Source organism: Micromonospora hortensis (assembly GCF_022230935.1).
Taxonomy (GTDB): domain Bacteria; phylum Actinomycetota; class Actinomycetes; order Mycobacteriales; family Micromonosporaceae; genus Micromonospora; species Micromonospora hortensis.
This window is the reverse complement of record NZ_JAKKFE010000030.1, coordinates 24,033-37,636: the sequence shown is the minus strand read 5'-3', so window position 1 is coordinate 37,636 and position 13,604 is coordinate 24,033. Positions and strand designations below refer to the sequence as shown.

The window sequence follows — 13,604 nt, the reverse complement described above, 5'->3', positions numbered from 1 at the left end:
AGCCCCAGGCAACCCCCTCACCCTCTGCCCACCGCGTCAGTTCGGCGGGTCGCCAAGATGGCAAGGGTTTCCCGGCGTACTTCGTCGACGTCGTGCACGAGGCGGCGGTGGGCGAAGCGAATGACCAGGATCCCGACGGCCGCCAGCAGGGCATCACGGCGCAGGTCGATCTCCCGCTGGTCTGGGCTGCCGTGGGTGGTGGCCCCGTCGAGTTCGATGTTGACCCGTTCCCGCTCGGCGAACATGTCGAGGTACACCAAGCGGCGCCCGACACGCACCGGCACCTGCCGGCGGAGCGCCGGCATTCCGGGACCGGTGAAGACGTGCTCGTGTCCCCAGATCTCGAGCGGGCTGCGGCAGCCGTCGGCAAGTTGCGTCAGCAGATGCCGGAGCGCCGCCCGGTCGATCAGCTTCGGCGCCCGCTCCAGGGCTGCCGACAGCCGTTCGGGTGTGGTCAGCCAGTCGGTGACCGCTCGGATCACCGACGCCCGTCGGTCGGCGGGCGGCATCGTCGGCCACGAGTCGACGAGTGCCTGTTCGAGGCGGGTGACCGTCAGGCCCCGCCGAACTATCACCTGCGGCGGCTCGATGGTCAGGCCGTGGCGTCGATGCACGATCACCCCTGGCCGGGTGCGCACGCTCGCGCTCGCCGGCACGCTCAAGTGCACGAGGTCGCCAACCACCTCGGGGCGCAGTCCCCATACGGCGAGCGCGCTGACATGACTGAGCGCGCCGCAGCCGCCGGCCCAGGCAAGAGCCGCCCGCCGGCTCAGGGCAGGGTCGAGCCGACTCAGAGCCGGAGCGCCGGGTCGCCCACCGACGAGGTGCGCCGCCACGAACACCTCGGGCAGCACCCGTACCAATTCGCCGTTACGGCAAGCCTGCTGAAGCGTCCACGACGGCACCACCTGCCCGGCCGCCCCGAGCGTCACCAGCCCACCGCCAAGCTCCACGAGTTCCCGAAGCACCGAGTTCACGCACGGAACCGTGAAGCTTTACCCCAGCCCTCCGCAACCGCACCAGCCGGCCCTCTGTGGACAGCCGCCGACCTGTGTAGAACGCCCGGCCGGAACCCACCTGTGCTAGTTCAGGTGATCGGTGGCAGCTCAGCAGGGCTGGCGTCGGCGTGTCGAGTCGCTCAGCTGCCAGCGATCATCGGGACGCCCGAGCCGTGGCTCAGGACGGGACGTCGCGGTGGCGGAAGGCGGCCACGCCGACCGCGAGCAGGGCCGCGGCCACCGCCGCCAGCACCACCAGGGGAAGCACCGCCGGGTCGACAGCGGGCACGGCCGGCACATGGGTGTACGGCGAGACGTTGAGCGCGGCCTGCGGCAGCTCCAGCACGGCGCCGAGCTGCCCGAGGAGCAGGAAGACCAGCAGCGCCGTCCAGGACAGCACTACCGACCAGCGGGGCAGCAGCCCGAAGATCGCGGTCACCACGCCGGCGATCACGAGCAGGGCGGGTAGGCGCAGCAGCGCGGCGCCGCCCAGCTCGACGGCCTGGCCGAGCGGGTCTCCGGTGACGATGCCGTAGCCGAGGCCGGTGGTCACGCCGGCGAGCAGCAGCAGGGCGAGCGCCCCGAGTGTCGCGGCGAGCACCTGGGTGCCGAGCCAGCGGGTGCGGCTGACCGCCGTGGCGAGGGCGGCCTCCAGCACCCCGTCGGCTTCGTCGCCGCGTACGCGCAGCAGGGCCTGCACGACGTACGCGCCGATGGTCAGGGCGAAGAGGCCGAGCATCGCCGCCAGGTACGCGTTGATCAGGTCGGCTCCGCCACCCATCGCGTTGATCGCTTCGGCGGCGGCGGGATTCGCGCCGATCATGTCGTTGAACTCGTCGCCGGCGACGCCCATGGAGAGGCCGAGCACTGCCACCCCGACAGCCCAGCCGAGCAGCGTGCCCCGCTGCGTCCGCCAGGCCAACCCGGTGGGGCTGAGCAGCCGTGGCGCTCCGGTGGCCGGGCCGCGTCGGGGGGCGATCAGCCCGGCGCCCTGGTCGCGTCGCTCGGCGAGGGCGTACGCCAGCGCCACTCCGGCGAGCAGCAGCGCGACGGGCAGGGCGAGCACCCACCAGCGTTCACCGTCGAAGGCTCGTACCTGGTTGCCCCAGCCGAGTGGGGAGATCCACGACGGCCAGGCGCTGCGCACGCGGGTGCCGTCGGCGCTCTGTTCGCCGAGGACGTCTCCGGCGGCGCGCAGGACGAAGGCGAGCCCGACGGTGGCGGCGGCGAGCGCGTTGGCGCCGCGCGAGGTGACGGAGAGCTGGGCGGTGACCGCGGCGATCGCGGTGAAGGCGACCCCGACGCCGCCGATCGCGGCCGCCGCCGCGACGGAGCCGGCGAGCGGCAGACCGGCGCCGACCAGCGCGACCGCGAGCAGCACGGCGGCCACCGTGTTCGCCGCGACGATGACGAGCAGCGCGGCGGTGAGCGGCGCGTACCGGCCGACCACGTTGGCGCCGAGCAGTTCGGCCCGGCCGGTCTCCTCGTTCTGGCGGGTGTGCCGGGTCACCGCGAAGGTGCTCAGCAGCGCGACGATCAGGGCCAGCGTCACGTACGTCTCGGCGACGACCACGGCACCGAGGTCGGTGCCGTGGATGGGGCCGTTGAAGGCGCGGGCGACCAGACTGGACGCCGAGGTGGTGGCGTAACCCAGCCGGGCCTCCTGGTCCGGGTAGATGCCGGCGACGCTGCCGGCGAGGGCGTAACCGAGCAGGGGCGTGCCGAGGATCCAGATGGCGAGGCGGATCCGGTCGCGGCGCAGTACGAGCCGGGCCAGTCGGGTCGTGCCGGTGAGGGCGATCACCGGGCACCGCCCTGCGAGGCGTCAGCCTGCAAGTCGGCGTCCGAGAAGCCGGTGGCGGGAGTACCAGATGCAGCAGCGGCGGGGTCGTCGCCGTAGTGGCGGAGGAAGAGCTGCTCCAGGGTGGGTGGTGTGCTGGTCAGCGCGCGGACGCCGAAGCGGATGAGCTGGCCGAGCAGCTCGTCGAGGTGGGCGGGCTCGACCTCCAGGTGGGTGCGGCCGTCGACCTCGTGCACGTCGTGCACGCCGGGCAGCGCGTCCAGGCCGGTGACCGGGCGGGCGGTCTCGACGGTCACCGCCGTGCGGGTGAGGTGGCGCAGCTCGGTGAGGGTTCCGGATTCGACGGTGCGGCCCTCGCGGATGATGCTGACCCGGTCGCAGAGCGCCTCGACCTCGGCGAGCACGTGACTGGAGAGCAGCACTGTGGCGCCGGCCTGCTTGACCCGCCGGACCTCGTCCTGGAACACCGCTTCCATGAGGGGGTCGAGGCCGGAGGTCGGCTCGTCGAGCACGTACAGCTCCACCGGGGAGGAGAAGGCGGCGACGATGGCGACCTTCTGCCGGTTGCCCTTGGAGTAGGTGCGGCAACGGCGGGTCGGGTCCAGGTCGAAGCGGTGCAGCAGCTCGTCGCGGCGACGCCGGTCGAGGCCGCCGCGCAGTTGACCGAGCAGATCGATGGCTTCCCCGCCGGTGAGGTTGGGCCAGAGGTTGACGTCGCCCGGCACGTACGCCAGCCGGCGGTGCAGGCGGACCGCGTCGCGCCACGGGTCGGCGCCGAGCACCTGGGCGTCGCCCGAGTCGCGGCGGAGCAGCCCGAGCAGGATCCGGATGGTGGTGGACTTTCCGGAGCCGTTGGGCCCGAGGAAGCCGTGCACCTCCCCCTGCTCCACGCGCAGGTCCAACCCGTCGAGTGCCCGGATGGCGCCGAACGTCTTGACCAGGTTGCCGATCGCGATGACGGGCATGGCCCCTCCTGCCGTTGGCTACGTCGACCATCACCCACTGTACTGACCAACGGTCAGTCGAATCAATGGTGATCGTGCCCACCGGTCAGGACGTCGCTAGGCTTGCCGGCATGACCGCCGATCCCGCGGACGACACCCGCACCCGGATCCTGCGCGCCGCGCTCGACCTGTTCGCCGAACACGGCTACCAGCGCACCTCGCTGCGCCAGATCGGCGAGCGGCTGCGGCTCTCCAAGACCGCGATCCTGTACCACTTCCCCGCCAAGGAGCATCTGCTCGCCGCCCTGGTCGAGCCCTTGGTGGCGGACCTGGAGGCGCTGCTCGACTCGGCACGGACAGAGCCCACCGAGCGGGCCCGGTGGACAGTGCTGGAGGGCTGGCTGGACATCATGCTCGCCCACCGCCGGCCGCTCGGCATGCTCTTCCACGACATCGCGCTGATCGGTCGGGGCGACACGTACCACCGCCTGATGGAGGTCGCGATGCGGGCCAATGACCTTATCGCCGGACCGAACGCTGGGCGCCGCGAGCGGGTCCTCGCGGTCCAGGCGGTGGGCGCGTGCAGCGATCCGGTCGTCTTCTTCACCGACGTGTCCGACGAGGTGTTGCGCGCCGACATGCTCGACGGCGCACGCCGACTACTGGCCCCGCTGCCCGCGGACAACGCGGCCGGCCCACCCGCGGACACCGCGGCCGAGCCGCGCACGGACTCCTCGGCCGGGTCACACGCAGACGCCGCAGCGAGGACACGCACGGACGCCGCCGGGTCACACATGGACGCCGCAGCCAGGCCACACGCAGGCGCCGCCGGGCGGAACTCAGACGCGACCCCGGGGAGCGCGACCCCGGCGATACCAGCGGGCACGGCCAGCGGGGCGGCGAGCCGACGTCGGCGGCCGGGACGGCCGCCCGCGCTGGGTCGGGAGCAGATCGAGGCGGCTCGGCGCATGCACGCGGCGGGCACCCACTCCGTGGACGCCATCGCCGCGGCGCTGGGTGTCTCGCGGGCCACCGTCTACCGCCACCTGACCGCGCCGTAACGAGACAGTTCCGAGACTGTTTCGAGACGGTTGTGATCCGGTGTTCAGGCCGCCAGCGTGGCGTAGCGGCCGTTGCGGTCCAGCAGGCTGGCGTGGGTGCCGGCCTCGACGATCCGACCGTGGTCGAGCACCGCGATCTGGTCGGCGTCGCGGACCGTGGAGAGCCGGTGGGCGATGGTGATCGTGGTGCGCCCCTGGGCGAGCACGTCGAAGGCCCGCTGTACGGCGCGTTCGGTCTCGGTGTCCAGTGCGCTGGTGGCCTCGTCGAGGACCAGGATGCGCGGGTCACGCAGCAGTGTCCGGGCGATGGCGAGGCGCTGCTTCTCACCGCCGGAGAACCGGTGCCCGCGTGAGCCGACCATGGTGTCGTACCCGTCGGGCAGCCCGGCGATCAGGTCGTGGATCTGGGCGGCACGAGCAGCGTCCTCGATCTCGGTGTCGGTGGCCCCCGGCCGGGCGTAGCGCAGATTCTCCCGGACGGTGGTGTGCAGCAGGTACGTCTCCTGGCTGACCACGCCGACGATCGCGGCCAGGTCGGCCAGGCGCAGGTCGCGCAGGTCGACGCCGTCGATGGTGATCCGGCCGGCGGTCGGGTCGTGCAGCCGGCTGACCAGCCCGGCGAGGGTGCTCTTGCCGGAGCCGGTCTCGCCGACCAGGGCGAGGCTGGTGCCGGCGGGCACGTCGAGGGTGATCCCGGCGAGGGCGGCGGTGTCGCTGCCCGGATAGCCGAAGGTGACGTCCTCCAGGCGCAGGTGGCCGCGTACCTGGGCGAGGTCGAGACGGACCGGTTCGGTGGGGTCGGCCACGTCGACCGGCAGGTCCAGGTATTCGAAGATCCGCGCGAAGAGCGCCAGCGAGGCGGTGAGCGAGACACCCACGTTGAGCAGGCCCATCAGCGGTCGGAACAGGCCGCCCTGCAGGGCCGTGAAGGCGACAAGGGTGCCGATGCTCAGCGTGCCGGCGGTGCCGGGCAGCCCGGCGGCGAGGTAGATGACCGCCGGTACGGCGGCGAAGACGATGCTCATCGAGGCCATCCGCCAGCGGCCGGCCAGCTCACTACGTAGCTCCAGGTCGACCAGGCGGGCCGAGGAGGCGCTGAACCGGTCGATCAGCGCGGGGCCGGTGCCGAGGGTCTTGGCCAGCTGTATGCCACTGATCGAGAGCCCTTCCTCCACCGTGACGTTGAGGTCGGCGAGTTCGCGTTGCCGTTGGGCGGTGATCTCGCGGCGCATCCGGGCGACCCGACGGGTCAGCCAGATGGCCGGCGGCAGCACCACGAGCGAGACCAGGGAGAGCTGCCAGGAGAGCGCGACCATGGCGACAGTGGTGGCGACCACTGTGGTGAGGTTGGCGGCGACGGCGGTGGCGGTGGAGGTGACCACCGACTGCATGCCGCCGATGTCGTTGGTGATCCGGGACTGCACCTCGCCGGTGCGGGTGCGGGTGAAGAAGCCGAGCGACTGGCGCTGGAGGTGGCTGAAGACGTCGGTGCGCAGCCGGTGCATGACCCGCTGGCCAACCTGGGTGGAGATCCAGGTCTGCACGACGCCGAGGGCGGAGGTCACCGCCGCGACGGCGACCATGCCGATGACCAGCCAGACCAGCAGCGTCACGTCGGCCTGCGGCAGGGCCCGGTCGATCACGGCACGCAGCAGGAACGGGGTGGCCATCGCGATGATCGAGGAGAGCACGATGATCGCGGTGACGGCGGCCAGGGCGGGCCGGTGGGGGGTGAACAGGCGACCGATGCGGCGCAGCGACACCTGACGGGCCTGCGTCTTCTCTTCGGCGCTGACGGTGCGGTGGCCGCGGTCGCGGCCCTTCGGGGTGGGTTCCAAGGGGGCACTACCTTTCGTCGACAATATTGCTGAGGTTACCTCATCATGAGGGAGCAACCACATATCCTGCTACCGTATTCCGGTGACCGAGCACACCGTCGAGAGCGCCGACGACGAGAGCCTGGCGGAGACGTTCTGGGCCGTGGCGTCCCGTCTGCGCCGGCAGAGCCGCGACTCACTGGCGCCCTGGGACGTCACCCCCAGCCAGTCCCGGGCCCTCGGCGTGCTGGCCCGGCACGGAGAGGTACGCCCCGGCACCCTCGCCGAGCACCTGCGCATCGCGCCCCGCTCGGCGACGGAGGTCGTCGACGACCTCCAGACCCGAGGGCTGGTCGAACGCCGACCCGACCCGGCCGACCGTCGGGCGACGCTGGTCGCGCTCACCGAGGAGGGCGACCGGGTCAGCACCGCCATCCGGGCCGCGCGCCGGGCCGAGGCCGACCGCTTCTTCGGCCACCTCAACGACACCGACCGCGCCGAGCTGGCCCGCATCCTGCGCACCCTGCGCGGCTGACGGGTTTGCTCCCCCCGCCCACGGGTAGCCAGCGGCCCCGTCCGGTCGGCGGGACCGGCCGACACCGGTCGGGGCGAGGTGACGGGAGGCCCGGCTGATGTGCGGGATCAGCGGGGAGGCGCGGTTCGACGGCCGCTCGCCCGACGCGGCGGCGGTCACCCGGATGACCGAGGCGATGCGCTCACGCGGCCCGGACGACGAGGGTCTGTTCGCCGACGGTTGGGTGACCCTGGGGCACCGCAGGCTGACCATCATCGACCTGTCCGACGCGGGCGGGCAGCCGATGGTCCGCGACGACCTGGGCCTGGCGTTGGTCTTCAACGGCTGCATCTACAACTACCCGGAACTGCGCGAGGAGTTGCGCCGCGCCCGGTACGCCTTCCACTCCACCAGCGACACCGAGGTGATCCTGGTGGCGTACGCCCACTGGGGTGAACGTTTCGTCGACCACCTGGTCGGCATGTTCGCGATCGGGCTGGTCGACCGGGTCCGGCGGCGGTTGATCCTGGCCCGCGACCGGCTCGGCATCAAACCGGTCTACCTCGCCGAGACACCTGGGCGGCTGCGGTTCGCCTCGACCCTGCCCGCGCTGTTGCGGGCCGGTGACGTCGACACCGGCATCGATCCGGTGGCGCTGCACCACTACCTGTCCTGGCACTCTATCGTGCCCGCGCCGCGGACGGTACTGCGTGGCGTGCGCAAGTTGCCACCGGCCACCCTGCGGGTCATCGAGGCAGACGGGAGCAGCCGCGAGGAGGTCTACTGGCGACCCGACTACGTGCGGGAGCCCGCCGACGCGGGGATGGACGCCGCCGACTGGCGGGCCGCGATCGGCGACGCGCTGCGCGCGGCGGTACGCCGACGGTTGGTCGCCGACGTGCCGGTGGGGGTTCTGCTCTCCGGCGGACTGGACTCCAGCCTCATCGTGGCGCTGCTCGCCGAGGCCGGCCAGCAACACCTGCGGACGTTCAGCATCGGCTTCGACAGCCGCGACGGCGAGTCCGGCGACGAGTTCCACTACTCCGACCTGGTGGCCCGCGCGTACGACACCGACCACCATCGGATCCGACTGGCCGACGACGACCTGGTGCCCGCCGTCCGACGGGCCGTGCTGGCGATGACCGAGCCGATGGGCAGCCACGACGTGGTCGCCTTCCACCTGCTGTCCGAGCAGGTGGCGCAACACGTGAAGGTGGCCCAGTCGGGTCAGGGCGCCGACGAGGTGTTCGCCGGCTACGGCTACCACCAGCCACTGGTCGAGGCGCCCCGGCACGGCGCCGCCGAGACGTTCGCCGCCGCGTTCTTCGACCGCGGTCACGACGAGCTGCGCCGCATAGTCGGCCCGGCGTACGCGCTGGAGCACGACGCCAGCCGGGACCTGCTCACCGGGCACCTCGCCGCGCCCGGGGCGCAGACCGCGCTGGACGCCGTGCTGCGCCTGGACACCCACCTGATGCTTCCCGACGACCCGGTCAAGCGGGTGGACAGCATGAGCATGGCGTGGGGTCTGGAGGTGCGTACGCCCTTCCTCGATCAGGACCTGGTCACCCTGGCCGCGCACTGCCCGCCGGAGCACAAGGTCAGCCAGGGCGGCAAGGGCGTGCTCAAGGAGGTCGCCCGTGAGGTGCTGCCCGCCGAGGTGATCGACCGGCCCAAGGGCTACTTCCCGGTGCCGGCGCTGCGCAATGTGGACGGCCCGGTGCGCGAGCTGGTGGCCGAGGCGTTGCAGGCGCCGGCCGCGCGCGAGCGCGGGCTGTTCCGCCCGGAGTACGTGGCACATCTGCTGGCCGAGCCGGACCGGGCGGAGGCCGCGGCTGGCAGCAACAAGCTGTGGCAACTCGGCCTGCTGGAGCTGTGGCTACAGACCCACGACATCCGCTGACCCCGGTGGGCAGTGCCGGGGGTCAGCCGGCGGCGGTGCGGGCGACCAGGTCGTCGAGGACCGCGTGCAGATCTCCGGCGCGCTCCAGCACTCGCCGCTGCCGGGTGGCGCCGGTGCCGTCGCGACGCAGTCGGGCGAGCTGCGCCAACACCTGTCCGAGGTCGCCGTGGCGCAGCAGGGCCGGGGCGATCACCGCCATCAGGTCGTCGACGAGTGCCCAGGCGGGGCGGGTCCCGCCGGCACGCAGGTCGATCAGCTCGCCGTCGAGACCGTCGTGGGCGGCTCGCCAGTGCGCCGCGGCGACCAGGCAGTCCCTGACGTTCGGGGCGCTCACCCCGGCGCGTACGTCGTCGGCGAGGGTGGCCACGAGGGAGCGGACCAGCGCGGCGACCAGCACCGCGTCGTCCACCTCGGTGCAGACGTCACCGACCCGCACCTCCACCGTCGGGTAGGTCGACGACGGTCGGGCGTACCAGTAGACCATCGCCGCGTCGAGCATGATGCCGGCGGCGATCAGCTCGTCGACAGTGCGGTCGTAGTCGGCGACGGAGTCGAAGTACGGCGTCGGACCGATACTGGGCCAGCGTTCCAACTGCATCGAGCGCCAACTGGCGTGCCCGGTGTCGTACCCGTCGTGCAGCGGCGAGTTGGTGGTGATCGCCTGCACCACCGGCAGCCACACCCGCAGGTGGTTGCAGACCTGCACGGCCAGTTCCCGGTCGGGCAGCCCGACGTGCACGTGGCAGCCGCACACCGCCGGGTCGTGCGCCACCGGGCCGTACCGGCGCGACATCGCGTGGTAGCGCGGTTCGTCGGGGACCGTCCGGTGCGGTTCGGCCACCGGTGTGGCGCCGACCGCCACCAGTCGGGCGCCGGCCGCCGTGGCGGCCTCGGCGGCGGAGCGGCGCAGTGCCACCAGGTGCGCGCGCAGTTCGGTGAGGTCGGCGCAGACCGGGGTGACCATCTCCACCATGCTGTGCCGGAACTCCTGACGGCTCTGGTCCCGGGCGGGGCCGCGCAGCGCGGCTAGCACCTGGTCGGCGACAGGGAGGTTCCGGCCGCTGTCCGGGTCGAGCAGCAGGTACTCCTCCTCCACGCCCAGCGTGAGGGTGGACAGGTCGGGCGCGGTGTCGACGACTGTCGGTCGGTACGCCATGGCCCCTCCCCATCCCCCTGCTACGGCGGTGCCTCGGGTTCCCGGCCGCCCCTGCGGCAAACCGCCCTCAGGGCGTCGCCAGGGCCGTCGCGCGTGCGGTGAGGAAGGCCCGTTCGGCCGCGTTGTCCGTCAGGGCGACGGCCGTCCGGTACGCCTCGACGGCCTCGCCGCCTCGGCCGAGCCGAGCCAGCAGGTCGGCGCGGACCACGTGGTAGACGTGGAAGCCGACCAGGTCGAGGCGGTTCACCTCGGTCAGCGCGACCGCCGCACCGGACACCTCGGCGAGCGCGACGGCCCGGTTCAGCGCCACCACCGGGCTGGGGGCGACAACCCTCAGTTGGTCGTACAGCTGAAGGATCTGCGCCCAGTCGGTGTCGGCGGCGCTCCGCCCGGCCGTGTGCACGGCGGCGATCGCGGCCTGGATCTGGTACGGGCCGGGCCGGTCGCGGCGCAGGCAGCGGCGGACCAGGGCCTGACCTTCGGCGATCAAGGCGCTGTCCCACCCGCGCCGGTCCTGCTCGGCCAGCGGCACCAGCTCGCCGTCGGTGGTGGTCCGCGTCGCCCGGCGGGCTTCGGTCAGGAGCATCAGGGCGAGCAGGCCGAGCGCCTCCGGTTCGTCCGGCATCAGCTCCACCAGCAGCCTGGTCAACCGGATCGCCTCGGCGCACAACTCGGCGCGGACCAGGTGCGGGCCGGCGCTGGCCGTATATCCCTCGTTGAAGATCAGGTAGAGCACCGCGAGGACGCCGTCCAGCCGGTCGGGCAGGTCGGCGTCACGGGGCACCCGGTACGGGATCCCGGCGTTACGAATCTTCGACTTGGCGCGGACCAGCCGCTGCGCCATGGTCGGCTCCGGCACCAGGAAGGCTCGGGCGATCTCGGCGGTGCTCAGTCCGCCGAGCAGCCGCAGGGTGAGCGCGACCCGGGTGCCCGGGGCGAGCGCCGGATGGCAGCAGGTGAAGATTAGCCGTAGCCGGTCGTCGTGCACCGGTCCCTCCTCGGCGGGACTGTCGGCGGCGTACAGCAGGGCCGCCTGGGCGTGCCGGTCGACACGGGACGCGTCGCGGCGCAGCCGGTCGATCGCCCGGTTCCGGGCCGTGGTGATGATCCAGCCGGCCGGACTGGGCGGCAGGCCGGTTGTCGGCCAGCGCGCCGCCGCGACGACGAAAGCCTCCTGGACGGCCTCCTCGGCGAGGTCGATGTCGCCGAGGAGGCGAACCAGGACGGCAACCGCACGGCCGTACTCCGCGCGGAACACCGCCTCCACGTCGAGCACTGTCAGTCGCCGGCCCCGGCGTGGAAGGGGCGCACCTCGATCGGCAGGGTCGTGGCCAGCGCGTAGCGGCGACCCCAGTGCAGGGCGGCGTCCAGGTCCGGCACGTCGATGATCGTGATGCCGCCCAGGTACTCCTTGCCCTCCACGAACGGTCCGTCGGTGATGAGCACCTCGCCGTCGCGAGGCCGCAGCACGGTGGCGGTCTCCGGGCCGTGCAGGCCCTGCCCGAAGACCCACGACCCGGTGGACGCCAACTCGTCGCGCAGCTCGCCGAGCTGACGCATCACCCCGGCCAGGAACTCCGGCTCCGGCGGCAGCTCACCCTGCGGCTGGTGGATGCTGAGCAGGTAGCGCGTCATCGTTCCTCCTCACGGACGGCCGGCCCGTCGCCGACCTCTCATCCTCCACACGATCGGCCGCTGCCCGAATCGACAGGCCGGCGGAAAGTTTCTCGGTGGCCGGGCCGGCCCCGGCGTCGGCGTGCCCTTTGCTCTGCACCCGCCGACGCGACACTGCCCCGGCGGCCGACCCGGGCCCCGGCGTCGGGCTGCCCTTTGCTCTGCACCCGCGGAGGCGACGATGCGCAGACACGGGTGGTGCCTCGGCGGGTGCAGAGCAAAGGACGCAGGACAGGCGTACGGTCCGTCAGCGCCGCGACCAGGGCTGGTAGCCATGCCTGCGACGGTTGTGGGTAGACCCCGGTGTGGTCGACGGCTTGCGGGTGGTCGTGGTCGGCGCCGGCTTCTCCGGGCTCGCCGCCGCGCTGGCGCTCACCCGTGCCGGCGCCCAGGTGCGATTGTTGGAGGCCCGAGACCGGGTGGGCGGTCGGGTGCTGACCCGATGGCTGCCCGAGCTCACGCAACTCGACCTGGGGGCGCAGTGGATCGGGCCGACCCAGGACCGGATGTACGCGTTGGTCGCCGAGCACGGGTTGGCCACCTTCGCCTCGGCATCGGTCGGCGCGCCCACAGTGCTCTGGGCCGGTGCGCCCCGGGCCGAGCCGCCCGCACAGGTGGGCCGGGTGCTCGGTCTGCTCGACGAGTACGCCGCACGACTGGACCCGGCCGCACCCTGGGCGACGCCGGAGGCCGCACTGTGGGACCGGACGACCCTCGGCGGGTGGCTCGCCGCCACGGCCGGGGACGACGACACCGCCGACTACCTGGGGCGGGTGCTCGCCGGCGGGCTGCTGGCCACCGGCGCTGACGAGCTGTCCCTGTTGCACCTGCTGTTCTACCTGCGCAGCGCCGGCGGGACCGGGCCGTTGCTGGGGATGGCCGGCGGCGCGCAGCAGGACCGGATCGTGGGCGGGCCGCCGACGCTTGCCGAACGGATGGCCACCGCCCTGCCGCCCGGCGCGCTGACGCTGGCCGCGCCGGTGCGGGCCATCGAACAGACAGCCGCCGGCGCGACGGCGTGGACCGACACCGGGCGCGTCGACGGCGATGCCGTGGTGGTCGCGCTGGCCCCGGCACTGGCCGGCCGGATCCAGTACGACCCGCCGCTGCCCCCGTTGCGCGACGGGCTCACCCAGCGCATGCCGATGGGTTCGGCGCTGAAGGTGCACGCCGTCTACCCGGAGCCGTTCTGGCGTGCCGACGGGCGCTCCGGGGTGGCCACCACCAGCGCCGGTCCGCTCACCGAGACGGTCGACAACTCCACCCCCACCTCACCGACCGGGGTGCTGACCGGGTTCAGCTACTCCACCGACGCCGCCACGCTGCGCGGCATGTCCTCCGCGCGGCGTCGACGATGCCTGCTGGAGGCGTTCGCCAGCGTGGTCGGGCCGCGCGCCGAGGACCCGGTGGATCTCGTCGAGTACGACTGGTCGGCCGACGAGTGGACCCGGGGCTGTTTCTCCGGTGCGTTCACCCCGGGCACGTGGCGGACGTACGGCCCGCACCTGCGGACGCCGGTGGGGCGGGTGTACTGGGCGGGCACCGAGACGGCCACCCGCTGGAGTGGCTACCTGGAGGGCGCGGTGCTCGCCGGTGAACGGGCGGCGGCCGAGGTGCTGACCGGCTGAGCGGCACGACCGCGCCGGCCCGGTCTCGGCGGGACCGGGCCGGCCACGGCCCTGGGTGCTACCCGGCCGACCCGATCACAGAGGACCGGGCCGGCGCGGGCACCCCGG

The 13,604-nt window shown here is 73.0% G+C and carries 11 protein-coding genes; 4 read left to right on the top strand and 7 right to left on the bottom strand.

What is annotated here, in order from left to right; all coding sequences use genetic code 11:
- Positions 1–17: 17 nt before the first annotated feature.
- The 3 genes from NIE111_RS21635 to NIE111_RS21625 form a co-directional block, all read right to left on the bottom strand.
- The gene (locus NIE111_RS21635; protein ID WP_238686114.1) at positions 18–977 is read right to left on the bottom strand and encodes a DUF559 domain-containing protein; all 960 of its coding nucleotides are present in this window, start codon (positions 975–977) and stop codon (positions 18–20) included.
- A gap of 199 nt (positions 978–1,176) precedes the next feature.
- On the bottom strand, positions 1,177–2,802 hold the full coding sequence (locus NIE111_RS21630; protein WP_238686113.1) for an ABC transporter permease: 1,626 nt from the start codon (positions 2,800–2,802) through the stop codon (positions 1,177–1,179).
- Positions 2,799–3,764, bottom strand: coding sequence for an ABC transporter ATP-binding protein (locus NIE111_RS21625; RefSeq protein ID WP_238686112.1), 966 nt, complete (start codon positions 3,762–3,764; stop codon positions 2,799–2,801). The genes NIE111_RS21630 and NIE111_RS21625 overlap by 4 nt, the downstream gene beginning before the upstream one ends.
- Positions 3,765–3,874: 110 nt before the next feature.
- On the opposite strand from NIE111_RS21625, the gene NIE111_RS21620 reads away from it, so the two are divergent.
- Complete coding sequence (locus NIE111_RS21620; RefSeq protein WP_238686111.1) at positions 3,875–4,804, top strand: TetR family transcriptional regulator; 930 nt, start codon at positions 3,875–3,877, stop codon at positions 4,802–4,804.
- 44 nt (positions 4,805–4,848) lie between these two features.
- On the opposite strand, the gene NIE111_RS21615 is transcribed toward NIE111_RS21620, so the two are convergent.
- Positions 4,849–6,642 carry an ABC transporter ATP-binding protein gene (locus NIE111_RS21615; RefSeq protein ID WP_274531480.1) on the bottom strand — a complete coding sequence of 598 codons (1,794 nt, stop codon included), beginning with the start codon at positions 6,640–6,642 and terminating at the stop codon, positions 4,849–4,851.
- An 82-nt stretch (positions 6,643–6,724) separates the two neighbouring features.
- Between NIE111_RS21615 and NIE111_RS21610 the strand changes: the two genes are divergently transcribed.
- Together NIE111_RS21610 and NIE111_RS21605 are read left to right on the top strand one after the other, a co-directional pair.
- Positions 6,725–7,156, top strand: a complete 432-nt coding sequence (locus NIE111_RS21610; RefSeq protein ID WP_112590140.1) for a MarR family winged helix-turn-helix transcriptional regulator — start codon at positions 6,725–6,727, stop codon at positions 7,154–7,156.
- A gap of 97 nt (positions 7,157–7,253) precedes the next feature.
- Complete coding sequence (locus NIE111_RS21605) at positions 7,254–9,038, top strand: N-acetylglutaminylglutamine amidotransferase (protein ID WP_238686110.1); 1,785 nt, start codon at positions 7,254–7,256, stop codon at positions 9,036–9,038.
- Between the two features lie 22 nt (positions 9,039–9,060).
- Here NIE111_RS21605 and NIE111_RS21600 read toward each other — a convergent pair whose 3' ends face one another.
- The 3 genes from NIE111_RS21600 to NIE111_RS21590 all read right to left on the bottom strand — a co-directional run bounded on the left by NIE111_RS21600 (position 9,061) and on the right by NIE111_RS21590 (position 11,829).
- Complete coding sequence (locus NIE111_RS21600) at positions 9,061–10,194, bottom strand: carboxylate-amine ligase (RefSeq protein WP_238686109.1); 1,134 nt, start codon at positions 10,192–10,194, stop codon at positions 9,061–9,063.
- A gap of 67 nt (positions 10,195–10,261) precedes the next feature.
- The gene (locus NIE111_RS21595; protein ID WP_238686108.1) at positions 10,262–11,470 is read right to left on the bottom strand and encodes an RNA polymerase sigma factor; all 1,209 of its coding nucleotides are present in this window, start codon (positions 11,468–11,470) and stop codon (positions 10,262–10,264) included.
- 2 nt (positions 11,471–11,472) lie between these two features.
- Complete coding sequence (locus tag NIE111_RS21590; protein WP_238686107.1) at positions 11,473–11,829, bottom strand: YciI family protein; 357 nt, start codon at positions 11,827–11,829, stop codon at positions 11,473–11,475.
- Positions 11,830–12,173: 344 nt separating this feature from the next.
- Between NIE111_RS21590 and NIE111_RS21585 the strand changes: the two genes are divergently transcribed.
- Positions 12,174–13,496 carry a flavin monoamine oxidase family protein gene (locus tag NIE111_RS21585; protein WP_238686106.1) on the top strand — a complete coding sequence of 441 codons (1,323 nt, stop codon included), beginning with the start codon at positions 12,174–12,176 and terminating at the stop codon, positions 13,494–13,496.
- The last annotated feature ends 108 nt before the right edge of the window (positions 13,497–13,604 follow it).